Source organism: Rhizobium oryzihabitans, from assembly GCF_010669145.1.
GTDB classification, from domain to species: domain Bacteria; phylum Pseudomonadota; class Alphaproteobacteria; order Rhizobiales; family Rhizobiaceae; genus Agrobacterium; species Agrobacterium oryzihabitans.
On the sequence record NZ_CP048635.1, the window covers coordinates 365,970 to 382,548 of the forward strand.

Here is a 16,579-nt window from a genome sequence, read left to right on the forward strand (position 1 = left end):
ACATGGTCATTCATGATCGTTTCCCGCGCCCCAACCGCGAGATATACCCATGAACGACACCGCCCTTCAAAGACCGGTCGTGGCATCTGCCACCGGCTCCGATCTGCAGTCGGAAAGACTGAAATCCGCCTGGCTGTTTCTTGCCCCGACATTTCTGGTGCTTGCGATGGTGGCCGGCTGGCCGCTTGTGCGCACCGTCTGGTTCAGCCTCACCGACGCGTCGCTCACCAATCTCGAGGGCGCGCAATTTGTCGGCCTCAAGAACTATCTCACCTGGATCACGCTCAGCAGCGGCCGCACCATCTATCGCGGCCTGCTTGCCGATCCCGCTTGGTGGGGTGCGGTTCTCAACACGCTGAAATTCACCGTCGTTTCCGTCAGTCTCGAAACGGTGCTCGGCCTCATCGTCGCGCTGGTGCTGAATGCCGAGTTCAAGGGGCGCGGCCTCGTCCGCGCCGCCATCCTCGTGCCATGGGCCATTCCCACCATCGTCTCGGCGCAGATGTGGGCGTGGATGCTGAATGACCAGTTCGGCATATTGAACGACCTCTTCCTCAGCCTCGGGCTGATCTCCCACAAAATCGCATGGACCGCCAATCCGGATACCGCAATGGTCGCCGTCCTGATCGTCGATATCTGGAAGACGACGCCATTCATGGCGCTGCTCATCCTCGCCGGCCTGCAGATGGTGCCGAAGGACATGTATGAGGCGGCCAAGGTGGATGGCATCCATCCCGTAAAAGTGTTCTTCCGTGTCACTTTGCCAATGATCCGCCCGGCGCTCATGGTCGCGGTCATCTTCCGCATGCTGGATGCGATGCGCGTCTTCGACCTCATCTACATCCTGACGCCGAATAACGCCCAGACCCGCACCATGTCGGTGCTGGCGCGCGAGAACCTGTTTGATTTCGACAAGTTCGCTTATGGCGCCGCCGCCTCCACCATGCTGTTTCTCATCATCGCCTCGATCACAGTGATTTATATGTGGCTCGGGCGCGTCAACACCGATGGAGCTTCGCGATGACCCTGCCAAGCATCCTGAAAACCACCGCCTTTTATGCGCTGGTCGCCATCATCATGGTGATTTCGGTATTCCCGTTCTATTACGCGATCCTGACGAGTCTTAAATCCGGCTCGGCGCTGTTCCAGGTCAATTATTGGCCGCGTGAATTCTCGTTGACCAACTACAACTTCGTCATCGGCAACGGCACGTTCCTGCGCAATCTCGGGAATTCGCTGTTCGTTGCATCTTCAGTCGTCGTACTGTCGCTGTTCCTTGCGGTGACGGCGTCATATGCCTTGGCTCGGGTTCGCTTCCGTGGCCGCTCGCTGCTTCTGCTCACCATCCTGTCGGTTTCCATGTTCCCGCAGATCGCGGTTCTCGCCGGCCTGTTCGAACTGATCCGCTGGGCGGGAATCTTCAATACCCCGCTGGCGCTGATTTTCTCTTACATGATCTTCACCCTGCCCTTCACGGTGTGGGTGCTGACAACCTTCATGCGAGACCTGCCGATCGAGATCGAGGAAGCGGCGATCGTCGATGGCGCGACGCCATGGGTCATAATAACCCAGGTCTTCATGCCGCTGATGTGGCCGGCGCTCGTCACGACAGGGCTTCTCGCCTTCATTGCGGCATGGAACGAGTTCCTCTTCGCGCTCACCTTCACATCATCGAACGAGCAGCGCACGGTGCCGGTCGCCATCGCGCTCCTGTCGGGCGGCTCGCAGTTCGAAATCCCCTGGGGAACGATCATGGCAGCGTCCGTCATCGTCACCGCACCCCTCGTCGTCCTCGTTCTGATCTTCCAGCGACGCATCATCTCCGGCCTCACCGCCGGCGGCGTCAAAGGCTAGGAGAAAACCAAATGACCACCATTCAACTGCGCGATCTTCGCAAATCCTTCGGCGCTTTCGATGTCATCAGGGGCATCGACATGGATATCCGCTCCGGCGAATTCATGGTTTTCGTCGGTCCTTCCGGTTGCGGCAAGTCCACGCTTCTGCGCCTCATCTGCGGGCTGGAGGAAATCTCCAGCGGCACGCTTTCCTTCGACAGCGAGACGGTCAACCGCCTGCCGCCCGCCAAGCGCGGCGTCGCCATGGTCTTCCAGTCCTATGCGCTTTATCCGCATATGACCGTGTTCGAGAACATGGCCTTCGGCATGAAGCTGTCAGGTGCCGACAAGGAACAGCGCCGCAAGCGCGTGGAAGCGGCGGCCGAGATGCTGCAGCTCACGCCCTATCTGGAACGCCTGCCGAAGCAGCTTTCCGGCGGCCAGCGCCAGCGTGTCGCCATCGGCCGCGCCATCGTGCGCGACCCGAAGGTGTTCCTGTTCGACGAACCGCTCTCCAACCTCGATGCGGCGCTGCGTGTCGCAACCCGGCTGGAGATCGCCAAGCTGCACCGCGAGATGCATGATACGACGATGATCTACGTCACCCACGACCAGGTGGAGGCCATGACGCTCGCCGACCGCATCTGCGTGTTGCGCGACGGCCGCGTCGAACAGATCGGCACACCGCTGGAGCTTTACGAAAGCCCGGTCAACACCTTCGTTGCCGGCTTCATCGGCTCGCCGAAGATGAACTTCCTTGCCGGCAAGTATGCCGAGACGGAAGGTGCCAAAACCATCGGCATCCGCCCCGAACACATCACCATCACCACCGGCGAGAACGGGTGGGGCGGAGAGATCGTGCATTCGGAAATGCTCGGATCTGACAGCTACATCTATGTCGAGATTGGTGCCGGCGAGCCCATCGTCGTTCGCGAGGAGGGCGTGACCGGCCGCAAGCCGGGCGAGCGCGTCGCCATCGTGCCGGATGCGGCACAGATCCACCGTTTCGATGCCGAAGGCCAGGCACTCGCCCGCAATCCCGCCCGGGGTGCGGCCTGAACATTCAACTTTTCGCCGGGGATCACCCAAGATACCGGCTTTCACCGAGGAGCATGAAAATGACCATCAACACCGTTGTATGGGGCGAAAATATCCACGAACACATCAATGAGACGGTGCGTTCGATCTATCCAAACGGCATGCACAACACCATCGCCGACGCGCTGAACCAGAACCCGGAGATCAACGCCACCACCGCCACGCTGCAGGAGCCGGAACACGGCCTTTCGCAGGAGCGTCTGGACAAGACCGACGTTCTCGTCTGGTGGGGCCACAAGGACCACGGCGCGGTTCAGGACGAGATCGTCGAGCGTGTCGCCAAGCGCGTCTGGGAAGGCATGGGCCTCATCGTCCTGCATTCCGGCCACTTCTCCAAGCCATTCAAGCGGCTGATGGGCACGCCCTGCGCACTGAAATGGCGCGAGGCCGGTGAACGCGAGCGTCTGTGGACGATCAATCCGCGCCACCCGATCGCAGCCGGCCTGCCCGAGCATTTCGAGCTGGAAAACGAAGAAATGTATGGCGAGCAGTTCTCCGTTCCGGAGCCGCTGGAAACCGTCTTCATCTCCTGGTTCCAGGGCGGTGAAGTCTTCCGTTCCGGCCTCACCTGGCGTCGCGGCGCGGGCAATATTTTCTATTTCCGCCCGGGTCACGAGACCTATCCGACCTATCACGACGCCAATGTGCAAAAGGTCATCAGCAATTCGGTGAAATGGGCCTATAATCCGGCCGGCGCACTGACGAGCATCCACGCTGCCCCCAATGTTCCCGTCGACAAGGCGCTGGAGCCGATCGAGGAACGCGGCCCCAAGCTGCACAAGGCAGGCGAAGCAGGTTACAGGTAAAAAGCCATGAGACTTCTCATTCTCGGAACCGGCGGCATGGCCAACAACCATGCCACCTATTTCTCTCAAATCCCCGGTGTCGAACTGGTGGCTGCGGTGGATGTGGACGATGTGGTGGTGCGGGGCTTCGCGCTCCGTCACAACATTCCGCTCTCCTTCACCTCGCTGGATGACGCAATTGCCTGGGGTGAATTCGACGCGGCGGCGAACGTCACGCCGGATGCCATCCACCATCCGACCAGCCTGAAGCTGCTGGCGGCGGGTAAACACGTCTTCTGCGAAAAGCCGCTGGCGGAAAACTACGCCAAGGCAGCCGAAATGGCCGATGCGGCCGAAAAGGCCGGCCTCGTCGCCATGGTCAACCTCACCTATCGCAATGTCGCCCCCTTGCAGGCGGCACGCGAAATGGTGCTGGCGGGCAAGATCGGCAAGGTACGCCATCTCGAAGCTTCCTATCTCCAGAGCTGGCTCGTTTCCAAGGCCTGGGGCGACTGGATGACGGAGAGCAAGTGGCTGTGGCGGCTCTCCACCAAGCACGGCTCGAACGGTGTTCTCGGCGATGTCGGCATCCACATTCTCGACTTCGCTTCCTATGGCGCGGGCAGCGATGTGGAGCGCATCTTCACGCGGCTGAAGACCTTCGACAAATATGAGGGCAACAAAATCGGCGTCTACGATCTCGACGCCAATGACAGCTTCACCATGACTGCCGAGCTGGAAAACGGCGCCATGGGCGTCATCCACGCCAGCCGCTGGGCGACGGGTCATCTGAACGAACTCCGCCTGCGCATCCATGGCGACAAGGGCGCGCTCGAAGTCATCCACACGCCGGATTATTCCAGCCTGCGGGCCTGCATCGGCGAAGACGTGGAGAAGGCTGTCTGGAAAACCATCGATGTTGAGCCGGTGGCGACGAACTACGAAAAATTCGCCAAGGCAGTGATGGATGGCGGCCCGGCCGACCCCGACTTCCGCCACGCCGCCAATCTGCAGAAGGTGCTTGATCTTTCGATCATCGCGGATCGGGAGAGGCGCGAGCTGGCGGTGTCGGCTTGATTTGCGAAAGTGCGGCGGCGCAAGCCGCCGCATGGATTGCTGCAAAGGGCGCTCCTCGCTCTCCGTCACCCCGGACTTGATCCGGGGTCCAGCGCGATCAAGTCTTTGATCGTAAAAGACTCTTTTCACGGCGCAGACGCGCCGTGGCTGGATGCCGGATCAAGTCCGGCATGACGGAGGGAACTTACAATTCCCTCAAACCCCGCGCTTATTCCCCCACAACAGCACGTGCAGCTGCGGCAGCACCCGGGCTGAAAACCAGCGATCTTCGCTAACCTTCTCCACCAGCCACAACATCCGGTCCATCACCCCTTCGATATCCACACGCGCATCGTCATCATCCGGCGGCGGCGGAGTGTGGTTGCCGGGCTGGAGATAGACGGGCAGATGCGGAAAACGTGCGGATGCCGCCCTGGCATAGGCATAATCCGCATCATCGAAAACCACGATCTTCAGCGCCACCTGCGGTCTCTCGCCGGCTGCGGCAAGACAGTTTTCGAATGCCTGCCAGTCCGTTTCCATACCGCTCGATGGCGGTTTGGGGCTCAGCACCAGATGGTCGAGATCGGCGAACCAGTCTTTCGCGATGCTGCCCTGCGTTTCCAGCGCGAAACGATAACCCTCGTTTTGCCCCTTCGCGATCAAGGCCCCGAGTGGCTGGATGGCCGGATTGCCGCCTGACAAGGAGACCGTCAGCGGCACGCCGCCGGAAAGCCGCCGCACCTCCTGCCAGATCGCCTCGACCGGCATCGGCTTCCATGTGTCGCGGTAATCGCTGTCGACCGCATGCAGCGTATCGCACCAGGAGCAGCGGTAATCGCAGCCGCCGGTGCGCACGAAAACGGTGGGCAGGCCGATCAGCAACCCCTCGCCCTGAATGGTCGGGCCGAAGATTTCGCTGATGCGGATCGTGCTTTCCTTCGCAACAACCTGCTGTGCAGCCGTCGTCATGGCCGGTATTCCGCCCAGGTCTTGGTGGTTTCGCTGACCCGTACGGCGCTGGTTTCCGGCAGACGATCCTTGCACCAGTCATAAAAATGCTTCGCCAGGCATTCCGCCGTCACCCGGTCATGGCCGAGAACGTCGTTCAGATGGCGATGGTCGAAATGATCATCGATATAGCGCTTCAGCGGCGCAAGCTCGTGATAATCGCGCACGAAACCGTGCTCGTTCAGCTCTTCACCCGATAGTTCGACCTCGACGATGTAATTATGCCCGTGCAGGCGATTACACTGATGATCCGACGGCAGGCTTTTCAGCTGGTGCGAGGCGGAAAAGTGAAATTCCTTGGTGATGCGGAACATCAGCGCACCTCCTGCGCCGCATAGGCATGGGTGGCCGCCACCCAGAAATCGGGGTCTTCATAGTCGGTCGGATCGGTGACGCCGGCCAGATGAAAGGCCTCACGCCGTTCCACACAGGTGCCGCAGCGGCCGCAATGGCGCGAACCGCCCTTGTAACAGGACCATGTTTCGCCAAAGGGCGTGCCGTATTTCACGCCATCGGTGACGATCGCCGCCTTGGAAACGGTGACATAGGGCGCGAAAAGCTTGACGTTGGCATAACCTTCCAGCGCATGCGCCTGCATGGCATTGAAGCTGTCGATGAAGCCCGGCCGGCAATCGGGGTAGATGAAGTGATCGCCGCCATGCACAGCGATCGCCACGGCATCCGCCTGTTGTGCTGCGGCAAGTCCGAAGGCGATGGTGAGCATGATGGCGTTACGGTTCGGCACCACGGTGGAGCGCATGGTCTCCTCCGCATAATGCCCGTCCGGCACCGCAATGTCGTCGGTCAGCGCCGAACCGGTGAGATGCGCACCGATGGGGCGGATATCGATGACATGATGCGGCACGCCAAGACGCCTTGCGCAATCGGCGGCAAAATCCAGTTCCTTCCTGTGGCGCTGGCCATAATCGAAGGAGACGAGAGCGAGAAGTTCATGTTCCGCCGCGATTTTATGCGCAAGCGAAACGGAGTCCAATCCGCCGGAGCAGATGACGATGGTTTTCATAAGTTGGGATCCCTTGTTTTGACCGGGTGGGCTGCGACCGGATTACAGGGGGCGCCTTTAAAGCAAAGCGAAGGTGTTGTGAAGGACTTTTTGGCGATCGCAGATCAAGACGAAATAATCGCGCATGCGGGATATTTTTGTGAAAGCTGCTTGAAACAACAAAGCGATTATGTCGGGTTCGCCGCATCGTTGATAAAAAAAACTCAACAAATCTCAATATTAACTTTATTGGGATCAGGTCTCTCAACCTCGCTTAAAGTCAACGATGACCTTTGTATGACGGAAGTTCGAATTTGATGTATTTTCCTCAACAACATTCCTACAGTAGCGATATTATATCAATCGCTAGAGAGAAGCATCCAGCATCGCTCGCTTCCTAAGATAGTTCCATAATCCTACGCTGAAAAAGACGGATGCGAACAACATCGCAGCAATTACCAACCAAAACTCTGTTGGGTTTTCAGCCAGATTGAATTCATAGTAGTCTCCCCGAAAATTAAAGCTCACTTCTTTCTTCACGATGCAAAATACAGCCCAGATGGGTAAGAAGATGGAAAATAAAACACTGATGACAATGTGTCTCCCCGTTAGCTTCGGCGGCAACGAGCCACTTGGATAAATTTCATAAGATTGAACATTATCTTTTTCGTCTTTGTTCATTTTAACAACTCACAATATAAAAGGCATATTACGCTTAAAATTAAGTATTATTGGCAAACATACTGCATAACTACGAAATAAATCAACAAACTTCAGCACCATATTCGACAAAAGAGGCGGTCTGGTAGCGTTATGTTGGCCAAGCCGTTCAGACAGGGATGCCTCTCCGCTGATCAACGCTTCCAAACAATATCTCCCGAACCGCGTCTCAGTAGCAAACGCTTCAGCGCAGCAGCGCCTGCGCCTCCTCGATGCCAAGCGCTGCCGGCTGGGTGCAGGTCGTTCTCATTTCGATGAAACGGCCCTCCTCCCCGGACTTCAGGATCGATGTCATCACATCGATGCCGTGCAGGGAGCGATCCAGCGAGCAGCGGGCATCGCGGCCTTCCAGAATGGCGATTGCCATATCGGCAAGGCCGGCCGTGCGATAATTGGCGCGCGGGCCGTTCGGGCTTTCCTGATTGGCGATGCCGAAGGGATGCGCCCAGTCTTCCAGCGGCTGGATATCCTTGTCGCGCCCGCTCGCTTCCACCACACCGCCGAAGAAGTTGGGGTCCGGCACGTAGATCGAGCCTTCCGTGCCGTAGAGCTCCATATTGGCGTGACGATGCGACCACACGTCCCAGCTGGCCGAAAGCGTGATCGTCGCGCCGTTCACGAATTCCAGCAGGGCATGGATGTTGGTCGGCGTTTCGACCGGAATAATCTCGCCGTTCAGCGGCTGGCTGGTCACCGTGCGGGTGGGATTGGCCATACTGGTCAGCGCACCGACGCGCTTCACCGGACCGATGAGGTTGATGAGATTGGCGACATAATAAGGACCGAGATCGAGGATCGGCCCACCGCCCTTCAGGAAGAAGAAGCCCGGGTTCGGGTGCCACATCTCCATGCCGGGGCTCATCACATGGCAGGTGCCGGAGGTGATGCGTCCGACCTTGCCCTCATCGATATATTGCCGGGCAAGCTGATGCGCACCGCCAAGGAAAGTATCCGGCGCGCAGCCGACGGAAAGCTTCTTCTCGCGGGCGATGCGCCGCAATTCCTCGCCTTCTTCCAGCGAAAGCACCAGCGGCTTTTCCGAATAGACGTGCTTGCCCGCCTCAAGGGCGGCTTTCGACACCGGAAAATGCGCGGCGGGAATGGTGAGGTTCACCACCACATCGATATCCTTGTTGGCGAGCAGTTCCTCGATGGACTGCGCGACAACACCGAATTCTTCCGCCCTCAGCTCCGCCGCATTGCGGTTGAGGTCGGCGCAGGCAAGCACCTTGATGCCCTTGAAGAGCGGTGCCAGCGAGAAATAAGCAGACGAGATATTGCCGCATCCGATGATGCCGACGCCAAGATCTCTGGCCATGATGGAAACTCCGAAAAATTGAAACTCAATAGGCTTTGAAGGAAGCGATCGAGCGGGTGATCAGCCGGTCGATATCCTTCGGATTGTCGTGCTCCAGCACAAAATGTTTCGTGGCCGATTTTGCCTTGAGCACGGCGACAATACCCTTCCAGTCCACTGTACCATGACCGAGATCAGCCCAGCCATCCTCATCCGTGTTTTCGCCCGATGGCGCGATGTCCTTCACATGCACGGCGGTGATGCGCTTGCCGTAGCTTTCGATCCAGGCGAGCGGATCTGCATTGCCTCTGATAATCCAGGCGATATCCGCCTCCCATTTCAGGTCCGGCCCGCCGGCAAGGATCTGCTCCTGCGGGGTGGAGCCGTCGCCAAGCGCCTTGAACTCGAAATCGTGGTTGTGCCAGCCGAAGGTCAGCCCGGCATCGACGAAAGGCTTGCCCGCCTCCTGCAGGCGCTTGCCGAAGGCGAACCATCCGGCCGCATCGGCAGGGCGCTGGTCAGGCATCAGGTAAGGGCAATAGATCGCCTCCACGCCCAGAACCTTGGCGATATTCAGGGCCTTTTTCGGATCGCCCTCAAGAAGGTCGAGGCCGAAATGGCCTGTCGGCATGGCAAGGCCGTTGGCGTCGAGTTCGGCGCGCAGGCTCTTCAGCCCGGCATCATCCAGTGCGGCGTACATGGCGCCATAACCTTCAACCTGTTTGTAACCGGCGGCCGAAAGTTTCTTCAAAATCCCGGAAAAAGGCTGGAAATTGCGGGCGCTGTAAAGCTGAAAACCGAGTTCTGTCATTGTCTCCTCCATAGAGATGCTGGGTCTTGGGAAAGTGTGTGGGGGGTAAGTTGCAGCGCTAAAGCCGCTCCTCGCTCTCAGCGTCGAACAGCGAGGCCATCGTCAGGTCGAGGCCGAGGCGGACCTTGGTGCCCGGCGAAAACCGCCTGTGGCCGCCGACGCGCACGGACATGGTATGCCCGGCATGTTTCAGCCAGATCAGATTGTCGGCGCCCATCGGTTCCTCGATATCGACCACTGCCTCATGCACCTCGCCGCTGACGATATCGGCATCGACGCGCACATGTTCGGGGCGAACGCCCAGAACCACCGCGCGGCCGGCGGCAAGCGGCGTCTCCGGCTGATAACCGTCCAGCGAAAAGGTGACGCCGTTGGTGGTGAAGACCACCTTGCCGTCTTTCTCGATCAATTCGCCACGCAGGAAATTCATCGAGGGCGAACCGATAAAGCCGGCGACGAAGAGGTTTCTCGGCTTATTGTAGATGGTGACGGGATCGGCCAGCTGCTGGATGACACCGCTTTTCATGATGGCGATACGATCCGCCAGCGTCAGCGCCTCGATCTGGTCATGCGTCACATAGATCATGGTGTTCTTCAGCGCCTGGTGAAGCCGCTTGATTTCGACGCGCAGTTCGGAGCGCAGCTTGGCGTCGAGGTTGGAGAGCGGCTCATCGAACAGGAACACATCCACGTCGCGCACCAGCGCCCGGCCGATCGCCACGCGCTGGCGCTGGCCGCCGGAGAGCTCGGCAGGCTTGCGCTTCAGCAGCGGCTCGATCTGGAGTATGCCGGCCGCCCTTTTGACGCGGCGGTCAATCTCCTCTTTCGGTACCTTGGCGACCTGAAGGCCGAAGGACAGGTTCTTTTCGACAGTCATCTGCGGATAGAGCGCATAGGATTGAAACACCATGCCGATGCCGCGATCCTTCGGCTCTTCCCAGGTAACGTTGCGGTCCTTGATGAAGATTTGCCCATCGGTCGGCTCCAGAAGGCCGGCGATGCAATTGAGAAGGGTCGACTTGCCACAGCCGGAAGAGCCGAGCAACACGAGGAATTCACCGTCGTAAATATCGAGATTGAGGTCTTTCAGGACGGTAACGGCACCGAAGGACAGGGAAAGATCGCGGATGGAAACGCTTTTATTCATATAGCTCAACCTTTTACTGCGCCGGCAGCAATGCCGCGGACGAAAAGCCTGCCGGAGACGAAATAAACGATCAGCGGCACGGCACCCGTCAGAAGCGTGGCGGCCATGTTGACGTTGTATTCCTTCACCCCCTGCACGGAGTTGACGATGTTATTGAGCTGCACCGTCATCGGGTAATATTCCGGCCGCGTGAACACCACGCCGAACAGGAAGTCGTTCCAGATGCCGGTAACCTGCAGGATCATCGCCACGACGAAGATCGGCAACGACATGGGCAGCATGATGCGGAAATAAATCTGCCAGAAATTGGCGCCGTCGATGCGCGCCGCCTTGAACAGCTCCTCCGGCAGCGAGGCGAAATAATTCCGGAACAGCAGCGTCAGGATCGGCATGCCGAAGATGGTGTGAACAATGACGAGGCCGGTCAGCGTGCCATAAACGCCCATTTCGCGCAGCACGATGACGATCGGGTAGATCATCACCTGATAGGGAATGAAAGCGCCGATGATGAGGATGGAGAAGAACAGCTCCGATCCCTTGAACTTCCAGTTGGCCATGGCGTAGCCGCTGACGGAAGCGACGACGATTGAGATCACCACCGAAGGCACGAGGATGCGCACCGAATTCCAGAAGCCGCGTGAAAGCCCGTCGCAGTTCAAGCCCGTGCAGGCATTGGCCCAAGCCTTCACCCACGGCTCGAAGGTGATTTCCACCGGCGGTGCGAAGATGTTGCCGAGACGGATTTCCGGCATGCCCTTTAGCGAGGTGACGACCATGACGTAAAGCGGCAACAGGTAATAGGCGGCGGCCACGAACAGCGTCCCGTAAAGAATGATGTTGCGGCGGGAAAAGGTTTTTCTCGGCTTCCTGCCGCGCGGGCCGGAAAGGTCGCTTGCGACCGCATCGGTGGCGGCGGCGACTGTGTTCAATGTGCTGATATTAGCCACGCTTCTTGCCTCCGAATTCGAGGTAGGCCCATGGAATGACGATGATGGCGACGGTCAGAAGCATCATGGTCGAGGCGGCGAAACCCTGCCCCAGGTTCTGTGCCTGGAACATGTAGTCATAGACATATTTCGCCGGTACTTCGGATGCGATGCCCGGGCCGCCGCTCGTCTGCGCCACCACCAGATCGTAGACCTTGACGATGCCGCTCGCGATGATGACCAGCGTGGTGATGAAGACCGGCCGCATCATGGGAATGATGATGAGAATATACGTCCTCCACATGGGAATGCCGTCAACACGCGTCGCCTTCCAGATGTCCTCGTCGATGCCACGAAGACCGGCCAGCATCAGGCACATGACGAGCCCTGTGCCCTGCCAGAGTGCGGCGATCAGGATGCCGTAAATGACGATCTGCGAATTATAGAGCGGATCGAAAGTGAAGCTTTCCCAACCGAGCGAACGAACCACGGACTGGATGCCGAATTCCGGGTTGAGCAGCCATTGCCAGACAAGGCCGGTGACAATGAAAGACAGTGCGAAGGGATAAAGGAAGATCGTGCGGAAGGTGTTTTCAAAGCGGATTTTCTGATCCATCAGCGCCGCCAGCACGAAGCCGATGACGAGGCTGAAGATCAGCGACAGAATGCCGTAGATCGCCAGATTCTGGATGGAAACGATCCAGCGTGGTGCTGCCCAGAGCCGTTCATACTGGTCGAAACCGATGAAGGTCGCACGCGGCAGTAGCTTGGAATTGGTGAAGGAATAGATCACCGTCCAGACGGTTCCGCCGAGAAAGATCACCACGGCGGTCAATATCATCGGAATGGAGGCAATCTTCGAATTGAGATTGCGGAAAAGCTGGTTGGGGCGGCCGGAGCGCGCTTTACCCGCCATGCATGACCCTCCTGTAACGTTGCAGTTGATCAGTACAGAACATCAAGATCGCTTGTACCGGCGTACTGTACTGTCGTTATTGATCGGGGAACGGCGAACCGCTCCCCGTCCGGAGATCACGGTCAGTCAGCCGAACCGATAATGCCTGCGAAGCGCTTCTGCCCATCTTCCGCCGACATTGAGCCCGCGAAGAATTCCGCCATCAGGTCTTCCTTCTGTTTCTGCGTATCGGCGGAAATCAGCTGGTCGGTGCTGGTCAGAGCATTGCCCTTGGCCAGAATTTCCAGACCCTTCTTCATGCAGTCGTTGGCGGCATTGAGGTCGACGTCGCCGCGGATCGGCAGCGAACCTTTCTTGAGGTTGAAGGCGACCTGGGTTTTCGGATCGACGATGGTTTCAGCCAAAACGTCCTGTGCCTTGGATTTCGCCTCGTCTTTCAGCAACGGGAAATAAAAGGCGTCGCCGCCGGTGGTGATATAGTCGCTGAGGCCGAGACCCGGCAGGCAGGTGTAATCCGTGCCGGCCTTCTGGTTGGCAAGCTGGAATTCACCCTGCGCCCAGTCGCCCATGATCTGGCCGCCGGCCTTGCCCGTTATGACCATGTTGGTGGCCTGGTTCCAGTCCTGAACATTGGTCCCCTTGGCCATCTCGCGTGCTTCGACAGCCGCTGCGAAGATCTTCGCCATATCAGGACCGGCCGCCGCTTCGGCATCCTTGTCGCCATAGACCTTCTGATAGAGGTCCTTGCCGCCGATCGAGAGCGTCAGCGTGTCGAACAGGCCGTTGGCCTGCCATGCCTGCCCGCCAAGCGCGAGCGGCTGGATACCGGCTTTTTTCAGCGCCGGCGCGGCTGCAACGAACTCCGTCCAGTTCTTCGGAACCTCGACGCCCGCCTTCTTGAAGGCCTCGTTGGAAAGCCACAGCCATTGCCAGGAATGAATGTTGACCGGGGCGCAATAGATCTTGCCGTCGATGGTGCAGCTGTCGAGCAGGCTTGCGGGCTTGATGACGTCTTTCCACTTGCCCTTTTCGGCAACGTCGCTCAGGTCGCGCATCAGGCCGGCCTGCACCAGCTCTTCCGCCTGCCGGCCGTGGTTGAACTGGGTGGCGCCCATCGGGTCGCCGCCGGTGATGCGGCTGATCATGATCGGGCGGGCTGTGCCGCCAGAACCGGCGATGGCGCCATCCACCCATTTATTGCCGGTAGCATCGAAGGCCTTGGCAAGTTCGGCGACGGCGGCAGCTTCGCCGCCCGATGTCCACCAGTGGGTCACCTCAAGATCCGTGGCCCCCGCCATGCCCGCCGGAATCATTACACTGGCCAAAAAGGCCGCAGAAATAACACGCATTCGCATGAGTCTCCTCCCTCACTGAAACGTTGCAGTTGGAACGTATGCGAAGATTTTTGATTAGGCAACCGCCTTAGATACGAATCTCAAAAGCGCTCTCGGAGGTGTTTAGACCAACCGCGGACCACACCGAATGGCCGGGCAACGGGCGGGATTCAACAGCGTAACCCACAGGTAATGCAGGCGTTTTACAAGGTTTCGGAACCAGGCTCCGGCCTTAACCGCCAACCCCATGGGACAAACAGGTGAAAGCGACAATGAAACGTTGGCACATTCTTTTGATCACCGGATTGACGGGTGTCGCATCGCTTTTGCTTGCAACGTTTGAGCAGCTTGCACCGGGACAGCAGCTATCCTTTCAGATAAGGCTGCTGATGCTCATCCAGCCGGCAATCCTGACCATTGCGGCAGTGGCGATCGGTCAGGCCTTGGCGGGAAGAGTCGGGCTTGGCACGCCGCTGATTGATGCTTTGGTGCAAGGAGGCAGCTTGCGCGCAGTGTTGCGGAGACAGGCGTTGCCCGCATTGTCGGCGGGTCTTGCCGTCGGCCTGCTGATGATTGCCTATTCGACAGTAATTCTGTCTGCAGTTACGGATGCTACGACCAAGGCGATGATGACCGCTTTTCCCGTTCCGCTGGCGACGCGAATTCTCTACGGTGGAATAACGGAAGAGCTTCTGACCCGATGGGGCTTGATGTCATTTTTCGCATGGGCGCTCTGGCGCATGGCGGGAAGGGGCCAGCTACGTCCTGCTATGCTGTGGGCCGCCATCCTGGTTGCGGCAGCCCTTTTCGCGACGGGCCACCTGCCCTTATTGTTTGCCATTACAACCGATCCGCAACCTTCGCTGATCGTCGCAATCCTGATCGCCAATTTTATCCCGGGCGTGTTGTTCGGGTGGCTTTTCTGGCGTCGGGGACTGGAGGCGGCGATGCTCTCCCATGCCTTCGCCCATTGCGTGAATGCGCTGGCCACCTGAGCAGGTGAAATGGCGAGACGGGCTGCGGCCCGTCTCGGCTCTAGGATGCGGCGTCGGCACGCACGATCCTACTGTCTCTTATAATCATCCTCGATGCGGATGACATCATCCTCGCCGATATAGGCGCCGGTCTGGATTTCCACCAGTTCCAGCGGAATCTGCCCCTCATTGGCAAGCCGGTGCGGCTGGCCAATGGGGATATAGACCGACTGGTTTTCCGTCAGCAGCCGGGTTTCCTCGCCGATCGTCACCGTCGCGGTGCCCTTGACGATGATCCAGTGTTCCGAGCGGTGGTAATGTTTCTGGAACGAGATGCGGTGGCCAGGATCGACCGTGATGTGGCCCACGCGGTAGCGCTCGTCGACATACATGTGTTCGATGTAACCCCATGGACGATAGACCCGCTTGTGAGATTGCGTGCGCGGCGCATGTTCGCCATCCTTCAGCCTCTCCACCAGGCCTTTCACATCCTGCACCCGGTTTTTCGGCACCACCAGAACCGCATCCTTGGTGGCCACCACCACCAGATCCTTTGCGCCCACCACCGTCGTCAGCAATTGCGTGGAATGGATCAGGCAACCCTCGGAATCGATGAAGACGCCATCGCCTTCGAGCGCATTGTCATTGTCGTGCTTTTCGGCGATTTCCCAGATGGCATCCCAGCTGCCAATATCCGACCAGCGGAAATGGCCGTGCACCACTGCCATGCGTTTGGTCTTTTCGATCACCGCATAGTCGATGGAGTTTTTCGGCGAGGCCTCGAAACTTGCCTGATGCAGGCGCACGAAGCCAAGGTCGCTTTCATATTGCTCAACGGCTTGGGTCACCGCCGCAAGAATCTCCGGCGCGAAGGCCTTGAGTTCGGCGATCATCACGTCGGAGCGGAACAGGAAGTTGCCGGAGTTCCAGAGATAACCTTTTTCCAGATAGGAAATCGCCGTCTTCACATCCGGCTTTTCCACGAAGGCATCGACGGTGCTCAAATCTTCTTCGCCATCGATCGCCTCACCCGGCTTGATATAGCCGTAGGAGGTGCGCGGCTCGGTCGGCACCAGACCGAAGACGACGATGTTGCCCTGATCGGCGGCTTTCGCGCCAAGCTTCACGGCCTCGGAGAACTTGTCGGCATCGAGAACCACATGGTCGGCGGCAAGCGCCAGCACCAGACATCCGGGCTCACGACGTTCAGCCAGCACGGCGGCGGCGGCCATGGCGGCGGCGCTGTCGCGACGGGCGGGTTCTAGAACCACCGTTGCCGGCAGGTCGATCTCTTCCGCCTGACGGCGGGCGAAGAAGCGGAAATCCTCGTTGGTGATCACCAGCGGCTCGGAATAAAGCGTCTTGTCACCCACCCGCGTCAGTGTCTGCTGATAGGTCGAAAGATTGCCGACCAGCGGCTGGAACTGCTTGGGCAACTGATCGCGCGATACCGGCCAAAGCCGCGATCCCGCCCCGCCTGCAAGAAGAACCGGCGTGATCTTTCGAGAATGTGCGTTCACAACAAAACCTTTCCAACTAAAAAATTCCCGGCGCGCCGGACAATATACATATTTGCCAATACCGCCATCATCGGTTCGCGGGCGGATAAGCGCAAGCTCATAAATCCGCCTTGTGAAAGCTTGGTGAACAGCGGACCGTGTTTGCC

At 58.8% G+C, this 16,579-nt stretch carries 17 protein-coding genes; 6 read left to right on the forward strand and 11 right to left on the reverse strand.

The genetic code is table 11. The annotated features are described in order from the left end of the window. Positions 1-49: 49 nt before the first annotated feature. The 5 genes from G3A56_RS18415 to G3A56_RS18435 are packed head-to-tail and all read left to right on the forward strand — an operon-like array spanning position 50 to position 4,795. Positions 50-1,024 carry a carbohydrate ABC transporter permease gene (locus G3A56_RS18415; RefSeq protein ID WP_082185742.1) on the forward strand — a complete coding sequence of 325 codons (975 nt, stop codon included), beginning with the start codon at positions 50-52 and terminating at the stop codon, positions 1,022-1,024. Next, entirely contained in the window at positions 1,021-1,854 is an 834-nt protein-coding gene (locus G3A56_RS18420; RefSeq protein ID WP_020011894.1) for a carbohydrate ABC transporter permease, read from the forward strand. Before G3A56_RS18415 ends, G3A56_RS18420 begins: the two co-directional genes overlap by 4 nt. Before the next feature lie 11 nt (positions 1,855-1,865). Continuing rightward, positions 1,866-2,894, forward strand: a complete 1,029-nt coding sequence (locus tag G3A56_RS18425) for an ABC transporter ATP-binding protein (RefSeq protein WP_082185741.1) — start codon at positions 1,866-1,868, stop codon at positions 2,892-2,894. Between the two features lie 59 nt (positions 2,895-2,953). Beyond that, positions 2,954-3,739, forward strand: coding sequence for a ThuA domain-containing protein (locus G3A56_RS18430; RefSeq protein ID WP_026363971.1), 786 nt, complete (start codon positions 2,954-2,956; stop codon positions 3,737-3,739). 6 nt (positions 3,740-3,745) lie between these two features. After that, positions 3,746-4,795: a Gfo/Idh/MocA family protein gene (locus G3A56_RS18435; RefSeq protein WP_082185740.1), complete on the forward strand. Its 1,050-nt coding sequence runs from the start codon at positions 3,746-3,748 to the stop codon at positions 4,793-4,795. A 195-nt stretch (positions 4,796-4,990) separates the two neighbouring features. Here the strand turns inward: G3A56_RS18435 and queE are convergent, their stop codons facing one another. From queE to G3A56_RS18485, 10 genes are all read right to left on the reverse strand, one after another. Further along, positions 4,991-5,746 carry a 7-carboxy-7-deazaguanine synthase QueE gene (gene queE / locus G3A56_RS18440; RefSeq protein ID WP_082185739.1) on the reverse strand — a complete coding sequence of 252 codons (756 nt, stop codon included), beginning with the start codon at positions 5,744-5,746 and terminating at the stop codon, positions 4,991-4,993. Further along, complete coding sequence (gene queD / locus G3A56_RS18445; RefSeq protein ID WP_082185738.1) at positions 5,743-6,099, reverse strand: 6-carboxytetrahydropterin synthase QueD; 357 nt, start codon at positions 6,097-6,099, stop codon at positions 5,743-5,745. Before queD ends, queE begins: the two co-directional genes overlap by 4 nt. Beyond that, entirely contained in the window at positions 6,099-6,809 is a 711-nt protein-coding gene (queC, locus tag G3A56_RS18450; protein WP_082185737.1) for a 7-cyano-7-deazaguanine synthase QueC, read from the reverse strand. The genes queD and queC overlap by 1 nt, the downstream gene beginning before the upstream one ends. 345 nt (positions 6,810-7,154) lie before the next feature. Next, positions 7,155-7,469 (reverse strand): hypothetical protein, encoded by a 315-nt coding sequence (locus G3A56_RS18455; RefSeq protein WP_082185736.1) that lies wholly within the window; start codon positions 7,467-7,469, stop codon positions 7,155-7,157. Between the two features lie 223 nt (positions 7,470-7,692). After that, complete coding sequence (locus tag G3A56_RS18460; RefSeq protein ID WP_082185735.1) at positions 7,693-8,826, reverse strand: Gfo/Idh/MocA family protein; 1,134 nt, start codon at positions 8,824-8,826, stop codon at positions 7,693-7,695. A 25-nt stretch (positions 8,827-8,851) separates the two neighbouring features. Beyond that, positions 8,852-9,616, reverse strand: coding sequence for a sugar phosphate isomerase/epimerase family protein (locus tag G3A56_RS18465; RefSeq protein WP_082185734.1), 765 nt, complete (start codon positions 9,614-9,616; stop codon positions 8,852-8,854). Positions 9,617-9,674: 58 nt separating this feature from the next. Beyond that, complete coding sequence (locus G3A56_RS18470; protein WP_082186070.1) at positions 9,675-10,763, reverse strand: ABC transporter ATP-binding protein; 1,089 nt, start codon at positions 10,761-10,763, stop codon at positions 9,675-9,677. Positions 10,764-10,768: 5 nt separating this feature from the next. Further along, on the reverse strand, positions 10,769-11,710 hold the full coding sequence (locus G3A56_RS18475; RefSeq protein WP_082185733.1) for a carbohydrate ABC transporter permease: 942 nt from the start codon (positions 11,708-11,710) through the stop codon (positions 10,769-10,771). Further along, on the reverse strand, positions 11,703-12,605 hold the full coding sequence (locus G3A56_RS18480) for a carbohydrate ABC transporter permease (RefSeq protein WP_082185732.1): 903 nt from the start codon (positions 12,603-12,605) through the stop codon (positions 11,703-11,705). Before G3A56_RS18480 ends, G3A56_RS18475 begins: the two co-directional genes overlap by 8 nt. Before the next feature lie 122 nt (positions 12,606-12,727). Continuing rightward, positions 12,728-13,960: an ABC transporter substrate-binding protein gene (locus tag G3A56_RS18485; RefSeq protein WP_082185731.1), complete on the reverse strand. Its 1,233-nt coding sequence runs from the start codon at positions 13,958-13,960 to the stop codon at positions 12,728-12,730. A gap of 251 nt (positions 13,961-14,211) precedes the next feature. On the opposite strand from G3A56_RS18485, the gene G3A56_RS18490 reads away from it, so the two are divergent. Beyond that, the gene (locus G3A56_RS18490) at positions 14,212-14,934 is read left to right on the forward strand and encodes a CPBP family intramembrane glutamic endopeptidase (protein WP_082185730.1); all 723 of its coding nucleotides are present in this window, start codon (positions 14,212-14,214) and stop codon (positions 14,932-14,934) included. 68 nt (positions 14,935-15,002) lie between these two features. Here G3A56_RS18490 and G3A56_RS18495 read toward each other — a convergent pair whose 3' ends face one another. Beyond that, positions 15,003-16,433 (reverse strand): mannose-1-phosphate guanylyltransferase/mannose-6-phosphate isomerase, encoded by a 1,431-nt coding sequence (locus G3A56_RS18495; RefSeq protein ID WP_082185729.1) that lies wholly within the window; start codon positions 16,431-16,433, stop codon positions 15,003-15,005. Between the last annotated feature and the right edge of the window lie 146 nt (positions 16,434-16,579).